The organism is Campylobacter concisus (assembly GCF_902460675.1).
In the GTDB taxonomy this organism is placed as follows: domain Bacteria; phylum Campylobacterota; class Campylobacteria; order Campylobacterales; family Campylobacteraceae; genus Campylobacter_A; species Campylobacter_A concisus_AJ.
Genome location: NZ_CABPUQ010000001.1, coordinates 1166781 through 1188654, shown reverse-complemented (window position 1 = coordinate 1188654; position 21874 = coordinate 1166781). Strand labels below are relative to the sequence as shown.

General features: G+C 41.0%; 23 protein-coding genes and 1 pseudogene. 14 read left to right on the top strand and 10 right to left on the bottom strand.

The features are described from left to right. The first annotated feature begins 66 nt into the window (after positions 1-66). The 6 genes from F3G88_RS05790 (at position 67) to F3G88_RS05765 (ending at position 6460) form a co-directional block, all read left to right on the top strand. Positions 67-477, top strand: coding sequence for a Fur family transcriptional regulator (locus F3G88_RS05790; RefSeq protein ID WP_009294652.1), 411 nt, complete (start codon positions 67-69; stop codon positions 475-477). Positions 478-616: 139 nt separating this feature from the next. After that, complete coding sequence (locus tag F3G88_RS05785) at positions 617-2023, top strand: CYTH and CHAD domain-containing protein (protein WP_223228739.1); 1407 nt, start codon at positions 617-619, stop codon at positions 2021-2023. A gap of 13 nt (positions 2024-2036) precedes the next feature. Beyond that, on the top strand, positions 2037-2759 hold the full coding sequence (ubiE, locus tag F3G88_RS05780; RefSeq protein ID WP_103612378.1) for a bifunctional demethylmenaquinone methyltransferase/2-methoxy-6-polyprenyl-1,4-benzoquinol methylase UbiE: 723 nt from the start codon (positions 2037-2039) through the stop codon (positions 2757-2759). Further along, positions 2752-3918, top strand: coding sequence for an exodeoxyribonuclease VII large subunit (gene xseA, locus F3G88_RS05775; RefSeq protein ID WP_103652094.1), 1167 nt, complete (start codon positions 2752-2754; stop codon positions 3916-3918). Before ubiE ends, xseA begins: the two co-directional genes overlap by 8 nt. Positions 3919-3920: 2 nt before the next feature. Continuing rightward, on the top strand, positions 3921-5000 hold the full coding sequence (gene serC / locus F3G88_RS05770; protein ID WP_149715602.1) for a phosphoserine transaminase: 1080 nt from the start codon (positions 3921-3923) through the stop codon (positions 4998-5000). Then, entirely contained in the window at positions 5000-6460 is a 1461-nt protein-coding gene (locus tag F3G88_RS05765) for a methyltransferase regulatory domain-containing protein (RefSeq protein WP_149715601.1), read from the top strand. The genes serC and F3G88_RS05765 overlap by 1 nt, the downstream gene beginning before the upstream one ends. 30 nt (positions 6461-6490) lie before the next feature. Here F3G88_RS05765 and F3G88_RS05760 read toward each other — a convergent pair whose 3' ends face one another. After that, on the bottom strand, positions 6491-7231 hold the full coding sequence (locus F3G88_RS05760; protein ID WP_103598330.1) for a sulfite exporter TauE/SafE family protein: 741 nt from the start codon (positions 7229-7231) through the stop codon (positions 6491-6493). Positions 7232-7375: 144 nt separating this feature from the next. Between F3G88_RS05760 and F3G88_RS05755 the strand changes: the two genes are divergently transcribed. Together F3G88_RS05755 and F3G88_RS05750 are read left to right on the top strand one after the other, a co-directional pair. Next, positions 7376-8647, top strand: coding sequence for an anthranilate synthase component I family protein (locus F3G88_RS05755; RefSeq protein WP_149715600.1), 1272 nt, complete (start codon positions 7376-7378; stop codon positions 8645-8647). 232 nt (positions 8648-8879) lie between these two features. Continuing rightward, positions 8880-9129 (top strand): annotated as a pseudogene (locus F3G88_RS05750) (phosphatidylserine decarboxylase); the annotation flags it as partial. Positions 9130-9482: 353 nt separating this feature from the next. Here the strand turns inward: F3G88_RS05750 and ychF are convergent. Genes ychF through rpiB form a run of 6 tightly spaced genes read right to left on the bottom strand, consistent with a single transcriptional unit; the run spans position 9483 to position 13966 of the window. Beyond that, the gene (gene ychF / locus F3G88_RS05745) at positions 9483-10586 is read right to left on the bottom strand and encodes a redox-regulated ATPase YchF (protein WP_149715599.1); all 1104 of its coding nucleotides are present in this window, start codon (positions 10584-10586) and stop codon (positions 9483-9485) included. Continuing rightward, entirely contained in the window at positions 10586-12037 is a 1452-nt protein-coding gene (locus F3G88_RS05740) for a leucyl aminopeptidase (RefSeq protein ID WP_149715598.1), read from the bottom strand. Before F3G88_RS05740 ends, ychF begins: the two co-directional genes overlap by 1 nt. Beyond that, positions 12018-12623 carry a DedA family protein gene (locus F3G88_RS05735; protein ID WP_149715597.1) on the bottom strand — a complete coding sequence of 202 codons (606 nt, stop codon included), beginning with the start codon at positions 12621-12623 and terminating at the stop codon, positions 12018-12020. The genes F3G88_RS05740 and F3G88_RS05735 overlap by 20 nt, the downstream gene beginning before the upstream one ends. A 1-nt stretch (position 12624) precedes the next feature. Beyond that, on the bottom strand, positions 12625-13173 hold the full coding sequence (apt, locus tag F3G88_RS05730; protein ID WP_103604695.1) for an adenine phosphoribosyltransferase: 549 nt from the start codon (positions 13171-13173) through the stop codon (positions 12625-12627). A gap of 20 nt (positions 13174-13193) precedes the next feature. After that, complete coding sequence (locus F3G88_RS05725; protein ID WP_002939538.1) at positions 13194-13526, bottom strand: hypothetical protein; 333 nt, start codon at positions 13524-13526, stop codon at positions 13194-13196. Then, positions 13523-13966: a ribose 5-phosphate isomerase B gene (gene rpiB / locus F3G88_RS05720; protein WP_021086444.1), complete on the bottom strand. Its 444-nt coding sequence runs from the start codon at positions 13964-13966 to the stop codon at positions 13523-13525. Before rpiB ends, F3G88_RS05725 begins: the two co-directional genes overlap by 4 nt. Positions 13967-14075: 109 nt before the next feature. On the opposite strand from rpiB, the gene F3G88_RS05715 reads away from it, so the two are divergent. After that, positions 14076-15461: a DUF4139 domain-containing protein gene (locus F3G88_RS05715; RefSeq protein ID WP_149715596.1), complete on the top strand. Its 1386-nt coding sequence runs from the start codon at positions 14076-14078 to the stop codon at positions 15459-15461. An 18-nt stretch (positions 15462-15479) separates the two neighbouring features. On the opposite strand, the gene F3G88_RS05710 is transcribed toward F3G88_RS05715, so the two are convergent. Genes F3G88_RS05710 through folD form a run of 3 tightly spaced genes read right to left on the bottom strand, consistent with a single transcriptional unit; the run spans position 15480 to position 17891 of the window. Beyond that, complete coding sequence (locus F3G88_RS05710) at positions 15480-16136, bottom strand: site-2 protease family protein (RefSeq protein ID WP_149715595.1); 657 nt, start codon at positions 16134-16136, stop codon at positions 15480-15482. Beyond that, positions 16123-17028 (bottom strand): signal peptidase I, encoded by a 906-nt coding sequence (lepB, locus tag F3G88_RS05705; protein ID WP_149715594.1) that lies wholly within the window; start codon positions 17026-17028, stop codon positions 16123-16125. Before lepB ends, F3G88_RS05710 begins: the two co-directional genes overlap by 14 nt. Positions 17029-17039: 11 nt before the next feature. After that, positions 17040-17891, bottom strand: a complete 852-nt coding sequence (folD, locus tag F3G88_RS05700; RefSeq protein WP_107833007.1) for a bifunctional methylenetetrahydrofolate dehydrogenase/methenyltetrahydrofolate cyclohydrolase FolD — start codon at positions 17889-17891, stop codon at positions 17040-17042. An 83-nt stretch (positions 17892-17974) separates the two neighbouring features. Here folD and F3G88_RS10745 point away from each other — a divergent pair, with 83 nt between their 5' ends. Genes F3G88_RS10745 through F3G88_RS05675 form a run of 5 tightly spaced genes read left to right on the top strand, consistent with a single transcriptional unit; the run spans position 17975 to position 21874 of the window. Next, positions 17975-18577: a c-type cytochrome gene (locus F3G88_RS10745; RefSeq protein ID WP_149715593.1), complete on the top strand. Its 603-nt coding sequence runs from the start codon at positions 17975-17977 to the stop codon at positions 18575-18577. Continuing rightward, on the top strand, positions 18574-19857 hold the full coding sequence (gene hemL, locus F3G88_RS05690; RefSeq protein WP_149715592.1) for a glutamate-1-semialdehyde 2,1-aminomutase: 1284 nt from the start codon (positions 18574-18576) through the stop codon (positions 19855-19857). The genes F3G88_RS10745 and hemL overlap by 4 nt, the downstream gene beginning before the upstream one ends. Beyond that, the gene (locus tag F3G88_RS05685) at positions 19857-20138 is read left to right on the top strand and encodes an AtpZ/AtpI family protein (protein WP_087582590.1); all 282 of its coding nucleotides are present in this window, start codon (positions 19857-19859) and stop codon (positions 20136-20138) included. The genes hemL and F3G88_RS05685 overlap by 1 nt, the downstream gene beginning before the upstream one ends. Further along, on the top strand, positions 20086-20640 hold the full coding sequence (locus F3G88_RS05680; RefSeq protein ID WP_223228738.1) for a hypothetical protein: 555 nt from the start codon (positions 20086-20088) through the stop codon (positions 20638-20640). Before F3G88_RS05685 ends, F3G88_RS05680 begins: the two co-directional genes overlap by 53 nt. After that, positions 20630-21874 carry an MFS transporter gene (locus F3G88_RS05675; protein ID WP_149715590.1) on the top strand — a complete coding sequence of 415 codons (1245 nt, stop codon included), beginning with the start codon at positions 20630-20632 and terminating at the stop codon, positions 21872-21874. The genes F3G88_RS05680 and F3G88_RS05675 overlap by 11 nt, the downstream gene beginning before the upstream one ends.

Sequence of the window (21874 nt, the reverse complement as noted above, 5' to 3'; positions counted from 1 at the left end):
TTTAATAAAGAAACGTTTAATATTACTTTTGCTAGCATAAAGCAAAAATTTGTATAGGGGAAAATTATGCAATATGTATCGTTGCTAAAACAGTCTGGGCTTAAAGTAACGCCGCAGCGTCTTAGCGTTTTGAGAATTCTTGATCGTCACACACATCCAACGATCGATGAGCTTTATGATGAAATTTTGAAAGAAAATCCATCAGTTTCGCTCGCAACTGTCTATAAAAACCTAAACACTCTAAAAGACGAGGGTCTAGTGGTTGAAGTAAATATCGTCAATCAAAAGGCGAGATACGACATTTACGAGCATCCGCACATTCACGTGGTTTGCGAAAACTGCGGTAGCGTCGAGGATATGAGCTATGATGACTCAGAGCTTGGCAAATACCAAGAAGCGCTTGAAAAAAAGATCGGTAACATCATCGAGCGCCTAAATATCGTTGCTAGCGTAAAAAGCTGTAAACACTGCCGATAAGGCAAAATTTATGTTGCACTACGCAACATAAATTTTTATTTTTCTTCATAAAACACTTCAAACAAGCCTGAAATTAGCTTTTTTCTCATTATTTTAAGCACTAACTCGCTAAAATAAACAAAAAATTTCGGAGAAAAATGTGGGTTTGGAGATAGAGCGTAAATTTTTACTCAAAAATTCTCAAATTCTAGATTTTCTAAAAGAGGCTGGAGTAGTTTTTAAGCACCTTGAAATTTCTCAGTTTTACACTAAGATCACGCAAAATGAAGAGATCCGCTTCAGAAGTGAAGAGGGTAAATTTATAAAAACGATCAAGGTCGGCAAAGATCTTATAAGAGAAGAAAATGAGGAATTTTGCGAAAAGGCGGAGTTTAAAAAGGCTCTAAAAAACCGCATCGGGCACGTCATCACAAAAGATAGATACATTTTTCGGCTAAACAATAACCCCTGCAACATCGACGTTTTTAAAGATAGCTTAAATGGACTTTGCACGTTTGAGATCGAATTTAGTGATGAAAACGAGGCCGTATATTTTAAATTGCCACCATTTTTGGAGCAGTTTTGTAAGGCCGATGTCACCTGCGATAAAAGATATAAAAACAAATTTCTTGCCATTCACGCAAACGAAAATGAACAAATTGATTATAAAAGAGCCTACAATGTCTTTAAAAACAAAGAAATTTCGCCAAATTTTGCTGCAAATTTAAAAAGCGGCGAGGCTCTTAGAACTTTGTTTTTAAGCATCTTTAAAGAGATAAAGAGACTAAAGGGTGACTATCTGCAAGATCACGATGAAGAAATTTTGCACAACCTGCGAGTAAATTTAAGAAAAGTTAGGTCGCTACTTAAAATTTTTAACGGCGTTTTTGATGAAAAAGTGACGCTTTTTTTTGGAGAGAATTTTAAAATTTTGGCAAACTCAACCAACAAAAAGCGAGACTTAGACATATTTTTAAGCTTTTTAAGCGAGCAAAAGCATGCGAATGAGCTAATTTACTTTGTGCAAAAGGCTCTAAATTTAGAGTATGAAAATGTTAAAAGCTACCTTAGCGATGAGGAAAACTACGCATTTTTAAAAGAGTGGGAGATATTTTTAAACGAGGGAGAGTTTTATAGATCAAGGCTCTTTGACGTGAGCCTTTCGCGCCTTGGCTCGTTTAAACTTAGAACACTTCTAGTTTTGGCTCAAAAGAGGCTAAAAGGCCTAGATCAAGACTGTCCAAATGATAGCTTTCATAAGATCAGGATCGAGCTTAAAAAGGTGAGATACACTTACGAGTTTCTGAGTGAGATTTTTTATTTTGACGGGCTTAAAAAGTATGAAGAGCGGCTAAAAGATATGCAAGAGATCTTTGGTGCGCTTCAAGACTATGACGTTTGGCTCGGCATCTTAGAGCGCTTGCCTGTGGCTGCTGGTAAAGAAAAGCTAGAGAGTAAAATCTACAAACAAATTTACAAAACCAGAGAAGAGATACTAAAAAAACGGCTTAAATTTATAAAAGCAACTCGCAAAATCTCGCGAAATTTAAAAATTTACTACATATAAAGGTCTAAAATTTATGCAAAAACAAGAAAAAATAGTTGATATGTTTAACCAGATCGCTCCGACTTACGACGTAGCAAACAGGGTGCTAAGCCTTGGCGTGGATGTGAGCTGGAGGAAATTTGCCTGCAGATATATGCTAGAAATTTTTAAAAATAAAAGCATAAATATCGTGGACGTGGCTTGCGGCACTGGCGATATGATGGGGCTTTGGAGTGAAATTTCAAAAGAATTTGGCGTAGAGGTGAAAAGCCTAACTGGCATCGACCCATCAAGTGGCATGCTAAAAGAGGCGAGAGCGAAATTTCCAAATTTTAAATTTATAGAAGCCTACGCTGATAATACAACGCTTGCAAGCGGTGAGGCTCAAATTTTAAGCATAAGCTACGGCATAAGAAACGTGGTCGAGCGAAAGGCTGCGCTTAGGGAGTTTAACAGGGTCCTAGTTGATGGCGGCTACGTAGTCGTGCTTGAATTTACCAAACGCCAAAAAAAGGGCTTTATAACCGCGTTAAGAGATTTTTACCTAAGTAAAATTTTGCCAAGTATCGGGGGCTTTATCTCAAAAAACAAAGAGGCATACGAGTATCTGCCAAGCTCGATCGAAAATTTCCTCGATGCAAAGAGCTTTTGCGACGAATTAGTTGAAGCTGGCTTTGAGATAGAGCTTTGCAAGGGCTTTAGCATGGACATTTCGACGCTATTTATCGCTAAAAAGGTCAAAGAGATCAATGCTTAGCGTATCTGAGCTAAACGAAAAAGCAAAGGCGCTGCTTGAAGCGACACTTGACTACGTCGAGGTAAGTGGCGAAATTTCGCGCCTTACAAAGCATGCCTCTGGGCACTGGTACTTCACGCTAAAGGACGAAAAGTCAAGCATCTCAGCCGTGATGTACCGCATGAATAACCAAAAGGTGAAATTCTTGCCAAAAGAGGGTTTGAAGGTCAAAATTTATGGCAAAGTGACCATTTATTCGCCAAGTGGGTCGTATCAGCTAGTGGCTAGTGCTATGCTGCCTGATGGCGAGGGTGAGCTTGAACTTGCGTTTAGGCAGCTTAAAGAAAAGCTTGAAAACGAGGGGCTTTTTGACATCGGTGCAAAAAAAGAGATACCAAATTTACCTAAAAAAATAGCCCTTGTCACAAGCGCCACTTCAGCTGCACTTCAGGATATGCTAAAGGTGGTAAGAAGCCGCTGGAGGCTAAGTGAAATTTATATATTTGACGCGCTAACTCAGGGCGAAAGTGCTCCAAGCTCGCTTATAAAAGCCTTGCGTAGGGCTGATAAATACGGCGTTGATGTGATCGTTTTAGCTAGAGGAGGTGGTAGCAAAGAGGATCTTTGGTGCTTTAACGATGAGGGCCTAGCGCGTGAAATTTACGCTACAAAAACGCCAGTTATAAGCGCTATCGGACACGAGATCGACTATGTTATAAGTGACTTTGTGGCAGACCGCAGATCGCTTACGCCAAGTGCAGCCATGCTAGATCTTTTGCCTGATGAAGAGGCGTTTTTCCAGTATCTTGATAGGCTCAGCGACGATCTTGATAGCGCTTTAAATTTAAAGATCACAAAGAAGCAAAATTTATTAAATTTACTACTTTCTAAATTTTCATCAAACGCTCTAAAAGCTAGGATCGAGCTAAAATTTAGCGAGGTGGCAAATAAGCAAAATGCCCTAACAAACGCCGTGCAAAGAAAGCTCTTGCTTCTTAGCTCAGCTCTTGGCTCGCTTGAGAAGGCTTATGAGATGAGGGAGCTCTTTTTTGAGAGCACGAAGGGGCTTATCGAGGTTAGAAAAGATGGCAAGAGAGCTGATCTTAGGGATTTAAATTTGAATGATGAGATCGAGCTTATCTCGCAAAATACACATAAAAAAGCAATTATCAAGGAGTAAAAATGAGTAGAAAAATCAACTTTAGCGCAGGCCCAAGTGCGATACCATTAGATGTTTTAGAGCACGCAAAAGCCGAATTTACCGACTACAGAGGCGAGGGCTACTCGATCATGGAGATCAGCCACAGAAGCAAGACCTTTGAGGAGATCCACTTTGGCGCGATGGAGAAGATAAGAAAGCTTTATGGCATCGGTGATGAGTATGAAATTTTATTTTTGCAAGGCGGCGCTCACTTGCAGTTTAGCATGATACCGATGAATTTATATCAAGGTGGCAGGGCCGAGTACGCAAACACTGGCGTTTGGACAAACAAAGCGATCAAAGAGGCAAAAGTGCTTGGCGTAAATGTAGATGTCGTAGCAAGCAGCGAGGATGAAAATTTCTCTTACATCCCTGAGTTTAAATTTAGCGATGACGCCGACTATGCCTACATCTGCTCAAATAACACGATTTATGGCACGCAGTATAAGGCTATGCCAAAGACCAAATCGCCTCTAGTTGTCGATGCTTCGAGCGATTTTTTCGCTAGACCGCTTGATTTTAGCAGTATCGGCTTGCTCTACGGTGGCGCTCAGAAAAATGCAGGCCCAAGCGGCGTGACTATCGTCATTTTAAGAAAAGACCTAGTTGATCGCGTGAGCAGCCAAAACGTCCCTATGTTTTTGCGCTACAAAACGCACGTAGAGGCAAACTCACTTTACAACACACCGCCAACTTTTGGAATTTATCTTTTAAATTTAACCATGCAGCACCTGCTAGATCTTGGCGGACTTGCTGAGGTTGAGAGGATAAATGCCAAAAAAGCAAGCACACTTTATAGCATCATAGACAGCTCAAATGGCTTTTACGTGGGACATGCCAAAAAATCAAGCAGGTCAGATATGAACGTGAGCTTTACGATACCAAAAGATCATGCGCTTGAGCCGGTTTTTGTCGAAGAAGCGCTAAAAGAGGGCATGCTAGGGCTAAAAGGTCACAGACATCTTGGGGGTATAAGAGCCTCTATCTATAACGCCGTTAGCCAAAGCGACGTTGAGAAACTTGGCGAGTTCATGAGAGAATTTGCCAGAAAGCACGGCTGATGAACAAGGCAAAAAAAGCTTACGATGAAATTCCTTATTTCTCGGCTGCATTTAGCGACTGCTCGCCTGTTAGGATAGAGGCGATCGCTAAATTTTTAGGCTTAAAGGCGGCAAATTTAAAAGACGCTAGAGTGCTTGAGCTTGGCTCATCATACGGTGGCAATATCTTGCCATTTGCAGCTTCGCACAAAGAGGCAAAGGTCGTTGGCATCGACATCTCAAGCCACCAAGTAAAAGAAGGCAACAAGATCGCAAAGAAGATGAATTTAAAAAATTTCACCCTTCTTGAGCGCGACTTTTTGCACATGAATGAGCACGATATCAAAGAGCTTGGCGAGTTTGACTACATCATCGCTCACGGCGTTTATAGCTGGGTGAGCCCAAACGTGAGAGATGCGCTACTTGCAACGATAAAGGCGCTACTTAGCAAAGATGGCATCGCCTACGTCTCTTATAACACCTACCCAGGCTGGAAGAGCCTTGATATCTTAAGAGACTTCATGCTCTTTGCGAGCGCAAATAGGGGCGATAAAGACTCACTTCTTCACGTCAAAGAAGAGTTAAATTTCTTGCAGGATTATTTGAAATTTAGCCTGCAAAACCAAAGCGACGTCGTCTATAAAGATAGCATGAAGCTACTTTTGACGCAGCTAAATTTCTTGCAAGGCATCATCGCAAAGGGTAGCGACTACTATATCTTGCACGACTTTTTGGAGGCGAGTAACGAGCCAACTTACTTTCATAAATTTGCTAGGCACATCGATAAACACGGACTTTGCTACGTCATAGACGCCTCGCTAAACGATATCTTTGCAAGCTCGACTGGGATTTACCGATTTGACGCGCACATCGAGCAAAGCTACAACACTCGCATCAAAAAAGAGCAGCTAAACGACTTTTTGTTTAATAGATCCTTTAGAAAAAGCCTCATCGCTCACAAAGAAAGGCTAAATGGCGCTGATGACTTTGACGCGGTGCTTGGAGAGAGCGAGCTAAATAGCCTAAATTTTGCCTACTTTAGCGAGCAGCCAAGGACAAAAACGCAAGAAATTTTAAGCAAGGCCTACCCGCAAAGCTTAAATTTAAGCGAAGTAAAGGCCGCACTTGGTGAAAGCGAGAGCGAGGGCTTTATGGGGCTACTTGAAATTTTAAATGATCAAAACACTAAAATTTCATCATCAAAACTTATTGCGCTTGATTATGAGCCTAAAAAAACTAGGCTAAAGCCTAGAGCTGCGGCGTATCTAGGATATTTTTTGGAGGCTAGCTCACCAGTCATATCTTTAGCAAATGAGCTAAATGGCAAACTAAACTTAAGCGTTGAAGAGATCAAAGCTGCCTTGAAATTTGACGGCAAGTCTAGCTTTAAAGAGATCGCAAAAGGCGCAAATTTAAGCGAAGATGAGCTAAAAGAGCTTGCTTTTAAACTAAGCGAAGCCTACTTTTTTGAAGAAATTTAAAAAAAGAGCGTGGCAAATTTAGCCATGCTCTTACTCAAAAAACATATCTTTTAATATCAAACATATCATCGCTATGTAAAAGACCAAAAACCATTTTTTAAGTGTTTTTTTGTCGGTATTTTGCGTCTTTTTGGTGCCAAAGTATGCGCCTATTAGCGAGCCAAGACCTAAAAATGCGCCCTCTGCATAAGAGATATGGCCATTTAGCGAGAGTGAGATGAAGCCCGCGATGGCTGCAAACATAACGAAAAACACGCCCATTGAGACCGCTTTTTTTAGCTCATAACGCAAAAAGCCTACCAAGATCGGCGCGATAAAGACGCCTCCGCCGATGCCGATGCTAATGGCAAAAACGCCAACAAAAACGCCAACTAAAAATAGCAAAAAGAGTGAATTATTTGCATTTGAGCCGTCGCTGTTTGGCGAAAAGTATAGCTTTATGAGCGAGAAGACAAAAGTTGCTAGAAGCATAGACTCAAGTAAGAGTGCGGGCGCGTGCGATACGATGATACCACTAAAACTTGCTCCCACAAGACCTCCAAGCCCCAAAAATACGCCGCGGTTTAGCTTTAAAAGTCCAGCTTTGTAGTTTAGATACGAGCCAAATGTCGCGCTAAAGATCATCTGCATGACGCTTATGCCAATGGCCGTTTTCACGTCGTATCCGAAGGCGACCATTATAGGAACGACGACCGTGCCGCCACCTATGCCAAAAAATCCAGCTATATAGCCAACGCCGATACCTAATATGAAAAGTTCTACAAAAAGCATTTTTTCTCCCTTGACTAGTACAAATTTTAGCCAAGGGGCTCTTAAAAAAATAGTAAAAAAGGCGTAAATTTAAAAATTTAGCCAAAATTCTAAAAAGTAAAAGCGAAAATTTTTTATAATCAATAAAAATTTAAAAGGAAAAAGATGCTCTTAGAACAACCACTTTTTTATTATGAAGCGATCAGAGAGAAATTTAAAAATAGCTACCTTGCTGAAGACAAGACACAGACGATAATCGGCATCGACTGCGAATATATCGACGAAAAGGATATGGACTTTTACGGACTTAGAAGTTACTTTGATACTAATCGTAACAGATCACTCGCACCTTTTGCTGGGCTTTTTGGCGTTTTTGCTTATGATGGCGTGAGATATTTTGAATATATCGGCGAAAAGAAAACTAAAAAATATGAATTTCCAAAATTTATCTACGCCGATGCTAAAGCATATCTGCACTTTGATAAGATGAGTAAAATTTACACTTTTTATGGAGATAAAGAGAGGTATTATGACTTTTTGCTAAATTTAAAGGCTGAGTATAAGGGCGAAAAAGAGTGTGAATTTAGCATAAAAACTGACCTTAGTAGCGAGAAGAAACACTTTGAAGATATGGTTGAAGTGGCAAAAGAGTATATAAGAAGCGGTGATGTCTTTCAAGTGGTGCTTGGCGAGCTACTTGAAATTTCAACAAATATGAATAGTCTCAATTTTTACAAAAAGCTAGCCACTGCAAATCCAAGCCCATATATGTTTCATTTTCCTACGCCTTATGGCGATGTGGTCGGCTCGTCGCCTGAGCTTGTTTTTGAGATGAAAGGGGAGCAAATTTTTGTAGCGCCGATCGCAGGCACAAGACCAAGAGGGGGTGACGCAAATGCTGACGTGGCGCTTGAAAATGAGCTTTTAAGTGACGAAAAGGAGCTCGCGGAGCACAAGATGCTAATCGATCTTGCAAGAAATGACATCGGCAGGGTCTCAGAGCCAAAGAGCGTGGTCGTGAAAAATGCGATGCATATCCAGAAATTTGAAAAAGTGATGCACATCGTTAGCGACGTCTATGGCAAGTGCGCTAGGGAGCTTAATCTTTTTGACGTGCTTGCTAGCATCTTTCCAGCTGGCACGTTAAGCGGTGCGCCAAAGATCAGAGCTATGCAGATAATCAATGAGCTTGAAATTTTTGAGCGAAATATCTATGGCGGGGGCATTGGATTTTTGCATTTTAATGGTGACGCTCAGGTGGCGATCCTCATCCGCTCAGCCATCTTTGTGCCAGCTAAAAACGGCTTTAGCGACGTCTTTGTCGGAGCTGGAGCTGGCATAGTCTATGACTCAAAAAGCGAAAAAGAGTATGCTGAAATTTGCCACAAACGAGCCAGCGTGGTAAATGTCTTTAAAAACAGCGCAAAAGAGGTTTAAATTTACAAAGTAGGAGCTTTCATGCCAGGGCAAAATTTGATCCTAGCCATAACGATTTTTGTTTTTATATGTGCATGTTTTATGGCGCATAGGGATAATAAAAAGAATTTGCAAAAAGATAAATAATTAAATTTGCAAGGTGGCAAATCAACCTGCAAAAGCAAATTTGTATTATTTGGCTTTAAAAAGAATAACTAATGCCAAGATAAATTTAATCCTAGCCATAACGATCCTATTTTTCGTGGGTGCGCTAAACGTTGGTAAGATGAAATTTAGCTTTGATGAGCGCATCCAGACAAATGCGATGGCAAATTTCACGCAAATTTATGAGTATGAAAATTTACATATCAAAAAAGGTGAGCGACTTGGAAATTTCGAACTTGGCTCAAACATTGTCATACTTGGCGAGAAATGCAACCAAGTATAATCTCTTTGAAAATAAAGAGCTAAAATTTACTGAGGCGATCAGGCTTATAAAATAAATACGCTAAGCATATGAGTAAATTTTTATATATTTATTACAATATGAGTTATAGTCCTTAAAATATTATAGGTATGAAGGCTTGTAAAAGATGACGAACGTATTATTTTATCTATCGAAATTTCTCTAGGATTAAGATTTAATTGGCTCATCTATTATAAAGCTCGTATTTGTTTTACTAAGTCGATAGCTTTTACATCATTTAAATATATTAATAATATATAAGATTATGAGTTGATATATTTTTAAAAGAATTTTATTAACTTGTTATAAAAAATTTAAATTTGCCTTGCAGCCCAAGGCTTGAATATTTTATGTATAAATTTTAGCTATTTAGCCCAAAAAGGGCTAAATTTAGACATTAAACCTAAAGTGCATCACGTCGCCATCTTGCACGACGTAGTCTTTACCTTCAAGTCTCATCTTGCCAGCCTCTTTGGCTCCGTTTTCGCCGCCATGTGCGATGTAGTCATCATAGCTTATCACTTCAGCTCTGATAAAGCCTCTCTCAAAGTCGTTGTGGATGACGCTTGCTGCTTTTGGCGCTTTCCAGCCATTTGTGATCGTCCAAGCCCTAACTTCCACGACGCCAGCGGTGAAATAGCTTATCAAATTTAGCTTCGCAAAAGACGTTTTGATGATCTTCTCAAGTCCGCTCTCGCTCGTGCCAAGAGATGCCAAAAACTCGTGTGCCTCTTCGTCACTTAGGCCTATTAGCTCCTCTTCGACCTTGGCGCAAAGCTTGATCACCTCGTGATCTGAGGCTTTTGCATACTCTTTTAGCGCTTTTACAAATTTATTATCTTCGCTAAGTCCCTCTTCATCGACATTTGCGCCATAAACTACCTCTTTAGCGCTTAGAAGCCTTAGCTCTTTGTTGAGCGCTAAAAACGCCTCGCTATCTCTTTGCTCGAAGCTGCTTGCACTTTTGCCATCATTTAGGTGAGCTAAAAGTAAATTTGCTATCTCAAGCACCTCTTTAGCGCCTTTTGCATTTGCTTTTGCCTCTCTTGTGAGCTTTTCTATCTTTTTATTTAACTGCTCGATGTCAGCTAGTATCAGCTCGGTTTGGATGATCTCGATGTCTCTTACTGGATCGACGCTGCCCTCGACGTGGGTGATGTTTTCGTCTTCAAAGCAGCGAACTATGTGCAAAATAAGTTCGGTTTCTCTGATATTTGATAAAAATTTATTGCCAAGTCCCTCGCCAGAGCTAGCCCCTTTTACAAGACCTGCGATATCGACAAATTCGATGGTTGAATATTGAATTTTATTAGGACTAACTATCTTTGCAAGCTCATTTAGGCGTTTATCAGGCACTGGCACGATGGCTTTGTTTGGCTCGATCGTACAAAACGGATAGTTCGCACTTTCTGCGTTTTGCGCCTTTGTAAGTGCGTTAAATGTTGTTGATTTACCTACATTTGGTAGGCCTACTATTCCAACTGAAAGTCCCATCAATTCTCCTTGCTAAGTGCTTGTAAAAAGTATAAATTCATCCTAACGCCAGCCCCACTTGCACCTGCTTGGTTATAGCCCCAAGCTTTTTCGCGGTATGCTGGGCCTGCGATATCAAGGTGAAGCCACTTATCTTTGTACTCATCTTTGATAAATTTAGCCAAAAACATGCCAGCTGTGATCGCACCACCATATCTGCTTGAGGCGCAGTTGCTGACGTCTGCGATCTGGCTTTTGATAAGCTCGCTAAGATAAGGGTTAAAATCAAGCATAGTCGCTAGCTCGCCGCTATCTTTTATCTTGTTTTTAAACTCGCTTTTTAGGCTCTCGCTGTTGCCCATGATGCCTGTTGTGTATTCGCCAAGTCCCACGACGCAAGCGCCAGTTAGGGTTGCCATGTCGATTAGGATGTCTGGTTTAAAGTCTTGTGCGTAGCTTAGGCAGTCAGCCAAGACTAAACGTCCCTCTGCGTCGGTGTTTCTAATCTCTATGCTAACGCCACTTCTTGAAATAAGCACGTCATCAGGCTTATAGGCATTGCCGCCGATCATATTTTCGGTGGCGCCCAAAATGGCGTGAATTTCAAATGGTAAATTTAGCTCTGCTGCACCTTTTATGATACCAAGTGCTGCTGCTGCGCCGCTTTTATCTGATTTCATAGTAAGCATATAATCAGCCGGCTTCAAGCTAAGGCCGCCGCTATCGTATGTTAGGCCTTTGCCAACAAAGATGATGCGTTTTTTAGACTTTTTAGGCTTGTATGTTAGGTGGATGAGCCTTGGTTTATGCACGCTTGCGCGATTTACCGCCAAAAATGCGTTCATATTTTCTTTAGCTAGAAATTTCTCGTCATAGACCTCGCACTTTATGCTTGCGATATTTTTGGCTAAATTTAAAGCGTCCTCGGCCATCTTTTGTGGGGTGTAAATTTCTGGAATTTCATTTACGATATCTTTTGTGAAATTTGTAGCACTTGCTATTATTTCTGCCTCTTTAAAGCCCTCATTTGCAGCCTTTAGATCGACCTTTTTGTCAGCAAATTCTTCAGTAGAAAAGATGATCTCTTTAAGGGTGTATCTCTCTTTTTTCTCTTTATACTTGTTAAATTCATAGCTTCCAAGCAAAAAGCCCTCAGCTAGCGCCTCAAAGCTTAGTTTTTGGCAGCTTGCGATATATGAAGCTAACTTTATGCTCTTGATGTTTAGTGATTTTAGTGCGTTATAAGCTTTAGCGGCTGCGAGTCTTAGTTCGTCAAATTCTAGCTTAGAAAGCGGCACGTAGGCTCTTTTTGCCTCACTTAGGATAAGGACGCTCTCGCCTTTGTAATTGTTAAATTTAATAGCCTCTTTATCGCCTATAAATTTATGTTTTAACTCCTTATCAACTACGAAAATTAGTTCAATATCAGCTTTTATGTCTTTTAATTTTTTATCAACTATTTGAAATTGCATGTCTTCTGTGTCTCCTATCGTTTAAAATTTTATTTTCGATGCGCTTAAATGCATAGATCAAAAGCCCCATAAATATAGCAACCACTGGGATAGCGACATACCAGTGCTCTTTTGCTTTTTGAAGCAGCACTAATATATGCTCGCCAAGTATCCAAGCAGGTATGGTGGTGATCGCCGCCCAGCACCAAGCGCTGATCAAATTTATAAAGGCGTATTTTTTAGCGTCATAGCCCGTAAGTCCTATGCAAAGCGGGATGATGACACGAAAGCCATACATATAGCGTTGCAAAAAGATGATCGGCCAGCCGTATTTTTTCAGCATTATGTGCGCCACTGCAAATTTTCTCCGCTGCGTGTGAAGCCTTTTTGCGATGTATTTTTTATTGTAACGCCCTAAATAAAAGTAAATTTGATCTCCCACAAAGCCTCCAAGTCCAGCCACAAATATAGCAAGCGCGATGTGCATATGCGTGGTGTGAGCGAGAATTCCAGCCATTATTAAGGCCATCTCGCCCTCCATGATACACCAGACAAAAAGTATGATGTAGCCATATTCTTTAAGCAGTTCTATAAAAAACTCTTCCATTCTAAACCTCTAAAACGCTGTAAATTTTAGTAAGCGACTTTAGCTTTTCGCTACCTTTTAGATCGACTAGATCTATGAGAAAGCAAGCTTCAACGCAGGTTGCGTTAGTTTGGTTGATAAGCTCAACCGAGGCCTTTGCAGTGCCGCCAGTGGCTATGAGATCGTCCATCAAAAGCACTCTAGCGCCTGCTTTTTCTCCAAAAGCATCGATGTGAATTTGCACTTCATCGACGCCGTATTCTAGGCTATACTTTTGAGAAAGCGTGATAAAAGGTAGTTTTTTTGGCTTGCGAATAGGCACAAAAGGTAGCCTTAGTCTTGCCGCAAGTGCTGCGCCAAAGATGAAGCCGCGAGACTCAATACCAGCGATATAGTCGATATTTGCACCCTCATATCTCGCCACTAAATGATCTATCAAAAAGTTAAATGCCTCTTTGTTATTTAGTAGTGTCGTGATGTCGCGAAAGACTATGCCAGGCTTTGGAAAGTCGTTTATGCAGCGAATAGAGTTTAGTAAAAATTCTTTGCCTTTTTGATCTAAAATTTTCATAAATTTCCTTAAATTTGATGTTAAAGTAGCGCTTCGATCTTGCCTTCAAGCTCACGTATGCGTTGTCTTAGCTTGTCGTTTTCTAGGCGGTACTGGGAATTTCTTGTGCGAAGTGAGGTTACGTCGTTTTTAGTTTTGTTTAGCTCGTCTGTTAAGATGTCGATGTTGCCTAGACTTCGTTGGAGTTGGATCTGAAATTTTCTTATGACGACCTCGGTATCTTGGAGGTTATTTTTCATAAAATCTTTTGTCGCACGCTCTTTTTTTAGAAGCGTTTTGAAGTAAAAAACCATGACGGTTAGGTAGATCGCAGCACAAACAAGAGCGGTAAAAACGATCCACTCGCCTATCATTTGCCTGCCTCAAGCTCTATTTTTTTGACTCTTCTTTCGTGTCTGCCGCCTGCAAACTCAGTCTTTAAAAAGGCTTCAACCGCCGAGATAGCCACGCCAGCGCCGATAACCCTTGCGCCAAAGGCGATGACATTTGCGTCGTTATGCTCTCTGGCAAGTCTAGCGGTAAATTCGTCATGGCAAAGGGCACATCTTACGTTTTCATGCCTGTTTGCGGCGATCGAGATGCCTATGCCAGTGCCACAAACTAGCACGCCGTAGCAGTTAGGCTCAAGCTTGCTTGCTAGCAAATGCGCATAATCAGGGTAATCAACGCTATTTTTATCGTTTGTACCAAGATCAACCACTTCGTATCCAAGCCCTTTAATAGCCTCTTTAAGCTCGTTTTTTAGCTCAAAACCAGCGTGATCGCTAGCTAAGAAAACTTTGTCTATCTTCATGAAAAGTCCGTTAAATTTTTTGTTGATTATAGTCAAAGTTGCATTAAAATAAAATTTTACTCTCAGCCAAAATGAAGCTATAATTTACCAAAAATTTAAAGGAGAAAATGTGAAAAAAGCGCTCTTTTTAGTGGCTTCTACGCTAGCCTTTGCAAATGAAAATCTAATAGAGATCTACACAGATCAAACCATTATCACTCAAAAATTTAGTGACGCAAACAGCTCTTTTAGCGCCTTTGTGCCAGAGGGTGTGGAGAGTGAGAGCATAACTATAAATGGGGATTGTGACGCGAATGCTAATCTAAAAAAGATCAGCGAAGAAAATAGCCAAAGTTATATAAAATGGAAGCAAGAAGTTGTAAATTTAAATAATAAACTTGAGGCGCTAAATGCAAGAGCTAGGTTTATAGAGCAAGCTTTGATAGGAGAAAACAAAAGTAACGATGTGACAAAAAGAGCTGATGAGTTTTATAAATTTAGCCTAGAAAATATCGAGAAAATTTCAGCTGCTAAAAGTGAGCTTGAAGCGCTTAAAGAAAATGAGCCAAAAAGCGAGATGGCTGGATTTTTGCAGCTTGATATGAAATTTGCTTGCGACCCAAAAGAGGCGACGCTTTCATATATGGATGATGAGGCGCCAAAGACGCTAAATGAAATTTATGCAGATACAAAAAACAAAAATATCTTGATAAAACAAGAAATTTTACTCACCAACCCATATGCTAGTGAAGTTAAAAATTTAAAGCTCGCTATATATCCGACCAGATACCAAAAGGCGCTTGCTCCAAGCAAGTTTTACCCTTGGTATGAGGAGAGCGAGGCTGAAGATGATGGTTACGGCGCTTCAAAAAATATGCTAAGAGCCGCGAAAGTCGCCGCCGAGGTCGCTGATATGCGCGTGCAAAGAGATGAGAATGAGTTTGCCAAAATTTGGAAGATAGATGGGATAAATTTAGCAAAGGGCGAGAGCAAATATATAACTTACGACACGCAAAAAATGGACGCAAATTTTAGCGTTTTTGCTGATTTTTACGGCTCGCTAAAGGCATATAACGTGGCTAGCCTTAAGCTAAATGATGATCTAACTCCAGCTAAAACGCAGTTTTATGTTAATGGTGTGAGTGTTGGCAGTCCAAGCGAGTTTGAGATGAAAGCTAAAGATGAGCCCACTCAGCTATTTTTGGGGCAAAACGAGCTAATCGAGCTTAAAAAAGAGCGCTTAAATAAATTTAAAAAGAGCTCGCTTCTTGGCAAAGAGCGAATAAGCGAAGAGGGCTATGAGATAAGTGTCAAAAATAACTCAAGTAAAAGTGTCGATGTCACTTTGGTTGATCGCGTGCCAGTATCTGCCGACGAGGCGGTAAAGGTCGAGATAAAGGGCTTTGATAAAAAAGATATCAGCAAAGATGGCAAGGTGGAGCTTAAATTTAGCCTTGCACCAAAAGAGGAATTTAAAAAAGAGTACTCTTATAAGATCACAAAGCCAAAAATTTAGAGCAAATTTGCTCTAAATTTAGCCATTTATAAAGGCTCTTGCGATTTCTAAAACGTATCTTGTCGGATAAAAGATAGTATCTTTTAAAGGCGAAATGAGGATGATAATAAGGATGACAAAGCCATATCTTGAGATACCCTCAAGCTTTTCTGCCAGTGCGTGAAAGCCAAAATTTCTTAAAGCATACTCTACCGCGTGAAAGCCGTCAAGTGGCGGAATCGGATAGAGGTTAAAGATGGCTAACATCAAATTTAAAAGTGCAAGCGTAAATAAAAACTGAAGTAAAATTTCAAAGGTTTCTATGTTTAGCAAAGCTTTTAACACAAAAAGCGACAAGATGCCTAGGATGATGTTGTAGCAAATGCCAGCTAGACTTACGTAGATAGCTGCCTTGTATCCGCCATTTCGCACGACTGTGTAGGTATTTACAGGCACTGGTTTTGCCCAGCCAAACATCATGCCAGTGCTTAGATAAAGCACCAGTGGCACGATGATAGTGCCAACAAGATCGATGTGTTTTATAGGATTTATGCTAAGTCTGCCAAGGTTTTTTGCGGTGTTGTCGCCAAATTTATAAGCGACATATCCGTGAGCGATCTCGTGGCCTACGATGGCGATTATTAAAGAGATGACGATAGTGGCGACTTTTATGGGATCAAAATTAGTGAAGTCCATCGACTTCTCCCTCTTTTAGAGCTTGTTTTGTGAAAAACTCATCATTTTCTATCGTATCTACAAAGCGTCCGATACGCTCCCAGCGCACATTGTAGTTGCTATCCCAGCTAAAATATATAAACCAAGGCTGACCGACTATGTCCTTGTAAGCCACGCTTCCCCAAAAACGACTGTCGTTTGAGTGATCGCGGTTGTCGCCTATCATAAAGTATTCATCTTTTGGCACTTTGACGTAAAAAGCGTTAAAGTTAAAATTTGGATTTTGCGGTAGTGAGCTAATGAGCGCTGGCTTCATAAAAACGTTTGATTTGTTTGTATTTAGCATGAAAACCATCTGCTCAAATAAATTTACTTTTTCGTCGTAATGGATGCCACTAAATCTATACGGCTCTTTTATGAAAAGCTTGCCATCAAGCTCGATAACGTCGCTGCATGAGTAGCCAAATTTACTCTCTTTGCCGTTTAAATTTTCACGGCAGTTTGCCTTTATAAAGCTATCTCCCTCTTTAGGGCGTAGATAGAGGGCTTTTTCAGTAAAAACGATCTCGTCTTCGCTAGTTGCAAAGCAGCGCTTTACAAAGTGAGTTTTCTCATCGTTTGGATAGCGAAATACGACTATATCGCCCCTTGCAGGACCATCACCTGTGATGAGGTGACCATTGTCATTTAGCTCTGGTAAAACTTTTACCTCAAGCCATGGAATTCTTGGTGTTGGTATGCCATAAACATACTTTTTGGCAAATAAAAAATCCCCAACCAAAAGCGTGTTTTTCATCGAACCAGACGGGATCACAAAGGCTTGAGCTACAAAGAAAATGACAAGCAAAACGATGATAACCGTGCCTGTCCAGCTCGAGCAAAAGTCATAAAATTTAGTAAAAGCTCTCTTCATTATCTCACTCTTTAATTTTTAGCTATCTTTGCTTGTGCAGCAAGGATTGTGTTGTTTAAAAGCATGGCTATGGTCATCGGGCCAACGCCGCCAGGAACAGGTGTGATGTATGAGCATTTTGGTGCGACCTCATCAAAATCCACATCGCCCACAAGCCTGCCATCATCAAGTCTGTTTATGCCCACATCAACGACTACTGCGCCATCTTTTACCATATCAGCCTTTAAGAAAAATGGCTTGCCAATGGCAGCAACGATGAGGTCAGCATTTTTGCAAATTTCTTTTAAATTTTTAGTCTTGCTGTGTGTCACCGTAACCGTTGCAGAGGCATTTAGGAGTAAATTTGCCATAGGTTTGCCAACGATGTTGCTTCTGCCAATCACCACCGCATTTAGCCCAGCTACATCTATGCCATACTCTTTTAAAATCTCCATCACGCCAAGCGGTGTGCAAGGCACGAAGCCATCAAGTCCGCTAACAAGTTTGCCAACATTTACAGCGTGAAAGCCATCTACATCTTTTCGTGGATCGATCGCTGCTAGTACGACATTTGTATCGATGTGCTTTGGCAGTGGCAATTGAACCAAGATGCCATGGATGCTATCGTCTAAATTTAGCACGTTTATAAGTGCAAGTAGCTCGTTTTGGGTTGTATTTTCGCTTAGACGGTGAGCCACGCTTTTTATGCCGTATTCGTTGCAGGCTTTCTCTTTGGCTCTAACGTATGTTTGAGATGCCTTATCTTCGCCGACTAAGACGACGGCTAAGGTTGGCTCGATACCAAATTTCTTTAGCTCATCGGCTCTTACTTTTACGCTTTCTTTGACCTTTAAAGATACGGCTTTTCCGTCTAAAATTTTCATATTCGATCCTTACTTAAAAGCTTTTTTAATCACAAGGGTGGTATCATACCTAAAAATAAATTAAATTTTTAAAAGAGAGGTTTATGAGGTCTGTTTTTTTGATTTTGCTTTTTTGCGTGGCGATTTTTGGTGCTGATTTTATCACAAAGACCGAGTACGCCAAGATGCTCTACCTAAATCCTCGTGGCATAGGCTGTGATAAATGTCACGGCGCAAAGGGCGAGGGCAGCCTAATCTCTAAATACAAGCACTTTGACAAAAAGGCAAACAAAACGGTAGATGATGAGCTTAGAGCACCAAAGATAAATGATATAGAATTTGAAAGCTTTAAAGCCGCTCTAACAAAGCCAAAAGGGGTCATGCCAAGCTATTTTTTGACAGACGAGGAGACAACTATCCTTTATGAGTACATCACAAATCAGATGAAACCTCCTGCAAAAGCGGCAAAATCGCAAAATTTAGCCAAGCCAGCCGCACCTGCTGCTACGCAAAAACAGCCTGAACCCACTAAAACTGCGCCTGTTGCAAAGCCAGCAGAGTCAGCTAAAAGCACCCCGGCAAAACCAGCTGAGCCCGCAAAGCCAGCTAACACGCAGGCACCAAAGTCACCAGCAAAGCCAGTAACAAATCAAAAAGATAATCAAAAGACAAATTTAAAAACACAAAATCAAAAGGATAAAAAATGACAAATAAAGAGGCATTTAGCGAAGCTAAAAAATATATCCCAGGCGGCGTAAATTCACCTGTTCGTGCATTTGGCAGTGTTGGAGGCGAGCCTGTGATGATAGATCATGCTAAGGGAGCTTATCTATACGACGTCGAGGGCAAAAAGTACCTTGACTTCATCCAAAGCTGGGGTCCGCTCATCTTTGGTCACTGCGACAAAGACATAGAAGAGGCGATCATCTCTGCTGTAAAACAAGGCGTATCTTACGGCGCTCCCTCTCCAAAAGAGACCGCTCTAGCAAAGCTAATATGTGATGAGTTTAAACAAATAGATAAAATTCGCTTCGTTAGCTCTGGCACAGAGGCTACCATGAGCGCTATCAGAGTGGCTAGAGGATATGCTAAAAAAGACGGACTTATTAAATTTGAAGGCTGCTACCACGGACACAGCGACGCACTTCTTATCAAAGCAGGAAGTGGCGCTACGACATATGGCAACGCTTCAAGCGGCGGCGTGCCACAAGATGTTGTGAAAAATACATTTTTAGCTATCTACAACGATATAGAGAGCGTAAAAGCCATTTTTGAAAATAATAAAGACAAAATAGGCGTTGTTATCATCGAGCCAATCGCTGGAAATATGGGGCTTGTGCCAGCTGATAAGAAATTCTTGCAGGAGCTTAGAGAGCTTTGCGATAAATTTGGCGCAGTGCTCATTCTTGATGAGGTTATGAGCGGTTTTAGAGCTTCTCGCCTTGGCTCATATCCATTTCACGAGGTGGACGCCGATCTTATCACATTTGGCAAAGTTATAGGCGGAGGCATGAACGTCGCTGCATTTGGCGGTAAGGCTAAGATCATGGACTGCCTAAGTCCAGAGGGCGCTGTATATCAAGCAGGTACGCTAAGTGGCAACCCAGTGGCGATGAGCGCTGGTATAGCGGCTATTTCTAAGATAAATAGCGACGTAAATTTATACGCTAGACTTGAAAAACTAGCTAAAAAACTAATGGACGGCTTTAAAGAGGCAGCAAAGAGCGCTGGTATCGCTATACAAACCGAGGTTCGTGGCTCGATGTTTGGCTACTTTTTTACAGATCACGTTGTGAAAAACTACGACGATGCGCTAAAGAGCGATACAAAACTCTTTGCTAAATTTCACCAAGCTATGCTTAGGCGTGGAATTTATCTTGCACCTAGTCAGTTTGAGACGGGATTTATCTGCGATGCGATGAGTGAAGCGGATATCGACCTAGCGGTAAATGCAGCTAAAGAGGCATTTTTGGAGATAAAAGCTTAATGGCAAAATTTAAGATAAAAGATATCGTTGCTGGTGCTGAGCAGCTAAGCCTTGGCATATCGATGGTTGTGGCTGTGGTGATCGGCACTGGGCTAGGATATCTTGTAAAAAAGGCTACAAATTTCACGCCAGCGCTTTGGATAGGGCTTGCCTTTGGCATCGCAGCTGCCATTTTAAATGTCTATAAGGCCTACAAAGCGCAGGTTAAAAGCCTAGATGAGCTAAAGGATGAGGCTAGATATAAAGGCTATAAAAAAGACGATGATGACGAGGACGATTAGCAGGCTTTTTATTTGCTACTTTGCGCTTTGGCTAGCTCTTAGCGTGGTTGGCAAATTTATATCAAATTCATTTTTTATAAGCTCGCAAATTTCATTTTTTGCCTCGCTTATCGTCCTAACGGCTAGCTTTTTTGCCTATAAAAACCGCATAAACTCAAGGCTAGAAAATGCAAGAGAGGAAATTTTAGTCAAGATAGAAGAAGAGGACGAAGAGGATGATGAAATTTTGCCCCAGAGGGAGGCAAAAGAATTTAGCCTAAAAGATGAAAAAGCAAGGCTAAAAAAGCAGAAATTTTCATTTAAAGATAAAAGCTTTGTGGCGGCATTTATGCCTTATCGCTTGGTTGCGTATGCGATACTTTTTTTTGGATTTATATTTTTAAAAAATGAAAATTTACTAAACGTGCCTGGCTTTTTAGTGGGGCTTGCTCCGATGCCTATTGGAGCTTTTATCTTTGGGATAATGCAAAATAATTTAAGAAAGGACGAAGATGGCAAGTAGCTTTAGGATCATTCGCTCGATGGGACCGCTATTTTTAGGCATGAGCCTGCTTTTTATAGGCAATGGCCTAGTCATCGCATCTTGTAGTGCGCTTCTTAAGCAAAATGGCGTAGGCGAGCTTGCGATTGGACTAATTAACACTGGATTTTTTATAGGAGCGTTAATTAGCACGATCACAGCGCACAGGATCATCTCAACCACTGGTCACATCAGAGCTTTTGCTATCTTTTCAGCTATATTTGCAGTCTCAGCCATGCTTCACGCCATAAGTGAAAATTTGATCTTTTGGGCGATTTTACGAGCCTTTTTGGGATATTGCTACTACGCACTTTTGATGGTTATAGAAAGCTGGCTAAATGCTAAGATCCCAAACAAGATAAGATCGCGCGTTATCGCCTTTTACGAGTGCGTTTTCTACACAAGTTTTGGACTTGGAATTTTGATCTTAGCGCTTGATCTTAGCGCATTTGAAATTTTCATCATCAGCGCAGCCTTTATCATGCTCTCAAGCATACCTTTAAATTTAATCCGCATCAACCAGCCTCAAATCCCGCAGCGCCAACCCATAAACATCCCAAAAATTTTTGGTATCGTCCCACTTGCCCTTGTGGGAGCGCTCGTTGCAGGACTTGCGATAAATGGCTTTTTTTCGATGGCAAGCCTCTTTGTCTTGCTTCAAGGATATAGCGCAAAAGAGGCGTCATTTTTTATGACTATAGCGATGGCTGGTGGCTTTTTGGCTCAAACATTTATCGGAGGCTTTTCAGATAAATATGGCAGACGCCCAGCGCTCTTGCTTTGTAGCGTTGTATCTTTAATCAGTGCGGTTTTATTTTTGCTAAATGGCTCAAATTTGATCGTTCAATACATACTTTCGTTTTTCTTTGGCGGCGGCATTTTTTGCACATACGGACTTTCGCTTGCTAGAGCAAATGACGAGATCACAGACAAGACAAAGAGCGTCCAAGTGGCACGTGCGTTGCTTTTTAGCTACTCTTTTGCCTCACTTTTCTCGCCGCTTCTTATGAGCTATGCGATGAAAATTTTTGGCGCATTTGGCTTTATCTATGTCTATTTGGTGCTTTATGTTGGGCTCATTTTGTTTGCGCTAACGCAAAAGACCATACCGCAGCACATGAGAAAAGAGTACAACGACAGGCTCGTTGCAAGGACGGCTGGCATCGCTACTATTCAGCAAAATGGCAATTTTGCCGATAAAGAAAATAAAAAGTAG

Excerpts from the sequence above, each read along its gene's own strand:
- F3G88_RS05790 (WP_009294652.1), top strand. The coding sequence starts at position 67 with ATGCAATATGTATCGTTGCTAAAACAGTCTGGGCTTAAAGTAACGCCG.
- ubiE (WP_103612378.1), top strand. The coding sequence starts at position 2,037 with ATGCAAAAACAAGAAAAAATAGTTGATATGTTTAACCAGATCGCTCCG.
- xseA (WP_103652094.1), top strand. The coding sequence starts at position 2,752 with ATGCTTAGCGTATCTGAGCTAAACGAAAAAGCAAAGGCGCTGCTTGAA.
- serC (WP_149715602.1), top strand. The coding sequence starts at position 3,921 with ATGAGTAGAAAAATCAACTTTAGCGCAGGCCCAAGTGCGATACCATTA.
- F3G88_RS05765 (WP_149715601.1), top strand. The coding sequence starts at position 5,000 with ATGAACAAGGCAAAAAAAGCTTACGATGAAATTCCTTATTTCTCGGCT.
- F3G88_RS05760 (WP_103598330.1), bottom strand. The coding sequence starts at position 7,231 with ATGCTTTTTGTAGAACTTTTCATATTAGGTATCGGCGTTGGCTATATA.
- F3G88_RS05755 (WP_149715600.1), top strand. The coding sequence starts at position 7,376 with ATGCTCTTAGAACAACCACTTTTTTATTATGAAGCGATCAGAGAGAAA.
- ychF (WP_149715599.1), bottom strand. The coding sequence starts at position 10,586 with ATGGGACTTTCAGTTGGAATAGTAGGCCTACCAAATGTAGGTAAATCA.
- F3G88_RS05740 (WP_149715598.1), bottom strand. The coding sequence starts at position 12,037 with ATGCAATTTCAAATAGTTGATAAAAAATTAAAAGACATAAAAGCTGAT.
- F3G88_RS05735 (WP_149715597.1), bottom strand. The coding sequence starts at position 12,623 with ATGGAAGAGTTTTTTATAGAACTGCTTAAAGAATATGGCTACATCATA.
- apt (WP_103604695.1), bottom strand. The coding sequence starts at position 13,173 with ATGAAAATTTTAGATCAAAAAGGCAAAGAATTTTTACTAAACTCTATT.
- F3G88_RS05725 (WP_002939538.1), bottom strand. The coding sequence starts at position 13,526 with ATGATAGGCGAGTGGATCGTTTTTACCGCTCTTGTTTGTGCTGCGATC.
- rpiB (WP_021086444.1), bottom strand. The coding sequence starts at position 13,966 with ATGAAGATAGACAAAGTTTTCTTAGCTAGCGATCACGCTGGTTTTGAG.
- F3G88_RS05710 (WP_149715595.1), bottom strand. The coding sequence starts at position 16,136 with ATGGACTTCACTAATTTTGATCCCATAAAAGTCGCCACTATCGTCATC.
- lepB (WP_149715594.1), bottom strand. The coding sequence starts at position 17,028 with ATGAAGAGAGCTTTTACTAAATTTTATGACTTTTGCTCGAGCTGGACA.
- folD (WP_107833007.1), bottom strand. The coding sequence starts at position 17,891 with ATGAAAATTTTAGACGGAAAAGCCGTATCTTTAAAGGTCAAAGAAAGC.
- F3G88_RS10745 (WP_149715593.1), top strand. The coding sequence starts at position 17,975 with ATGAGGTCTGTTTTTTTGATTTTGCTTTTTTGCGTGGCGATTTTTGGT.
- hemL (WP_149715592.1), top strand. The coding sequence starts at position 18,574 with ATGACAAATAAAGAGGCATTTAGCGAAGCTAAAAAATATATCCCAGGC.
- F3G88_RS05685 (WP_087582590.1), top strand. The coding sequence starts at position 19,857 with ATGGCAAAATTTAAGATAAAAGATATCGTTGCTGGTGCTGAGCAGCTA.
- F3G88_RS05680 (WP_223228738.1), top strand. The coding sequence starts at position 20,086 with ATGAGGCTAGATATAAAGGCTATAAAAAAGACGATGATGACGAGGACG.
- F3G88_RS05675 (WP_149715590.1), top strand. The coding sequence starts at position 20,630 with ATGGCAAGTAGCTTTAGGATCATTCGCTCGATGGGACCGCTATTTTTA.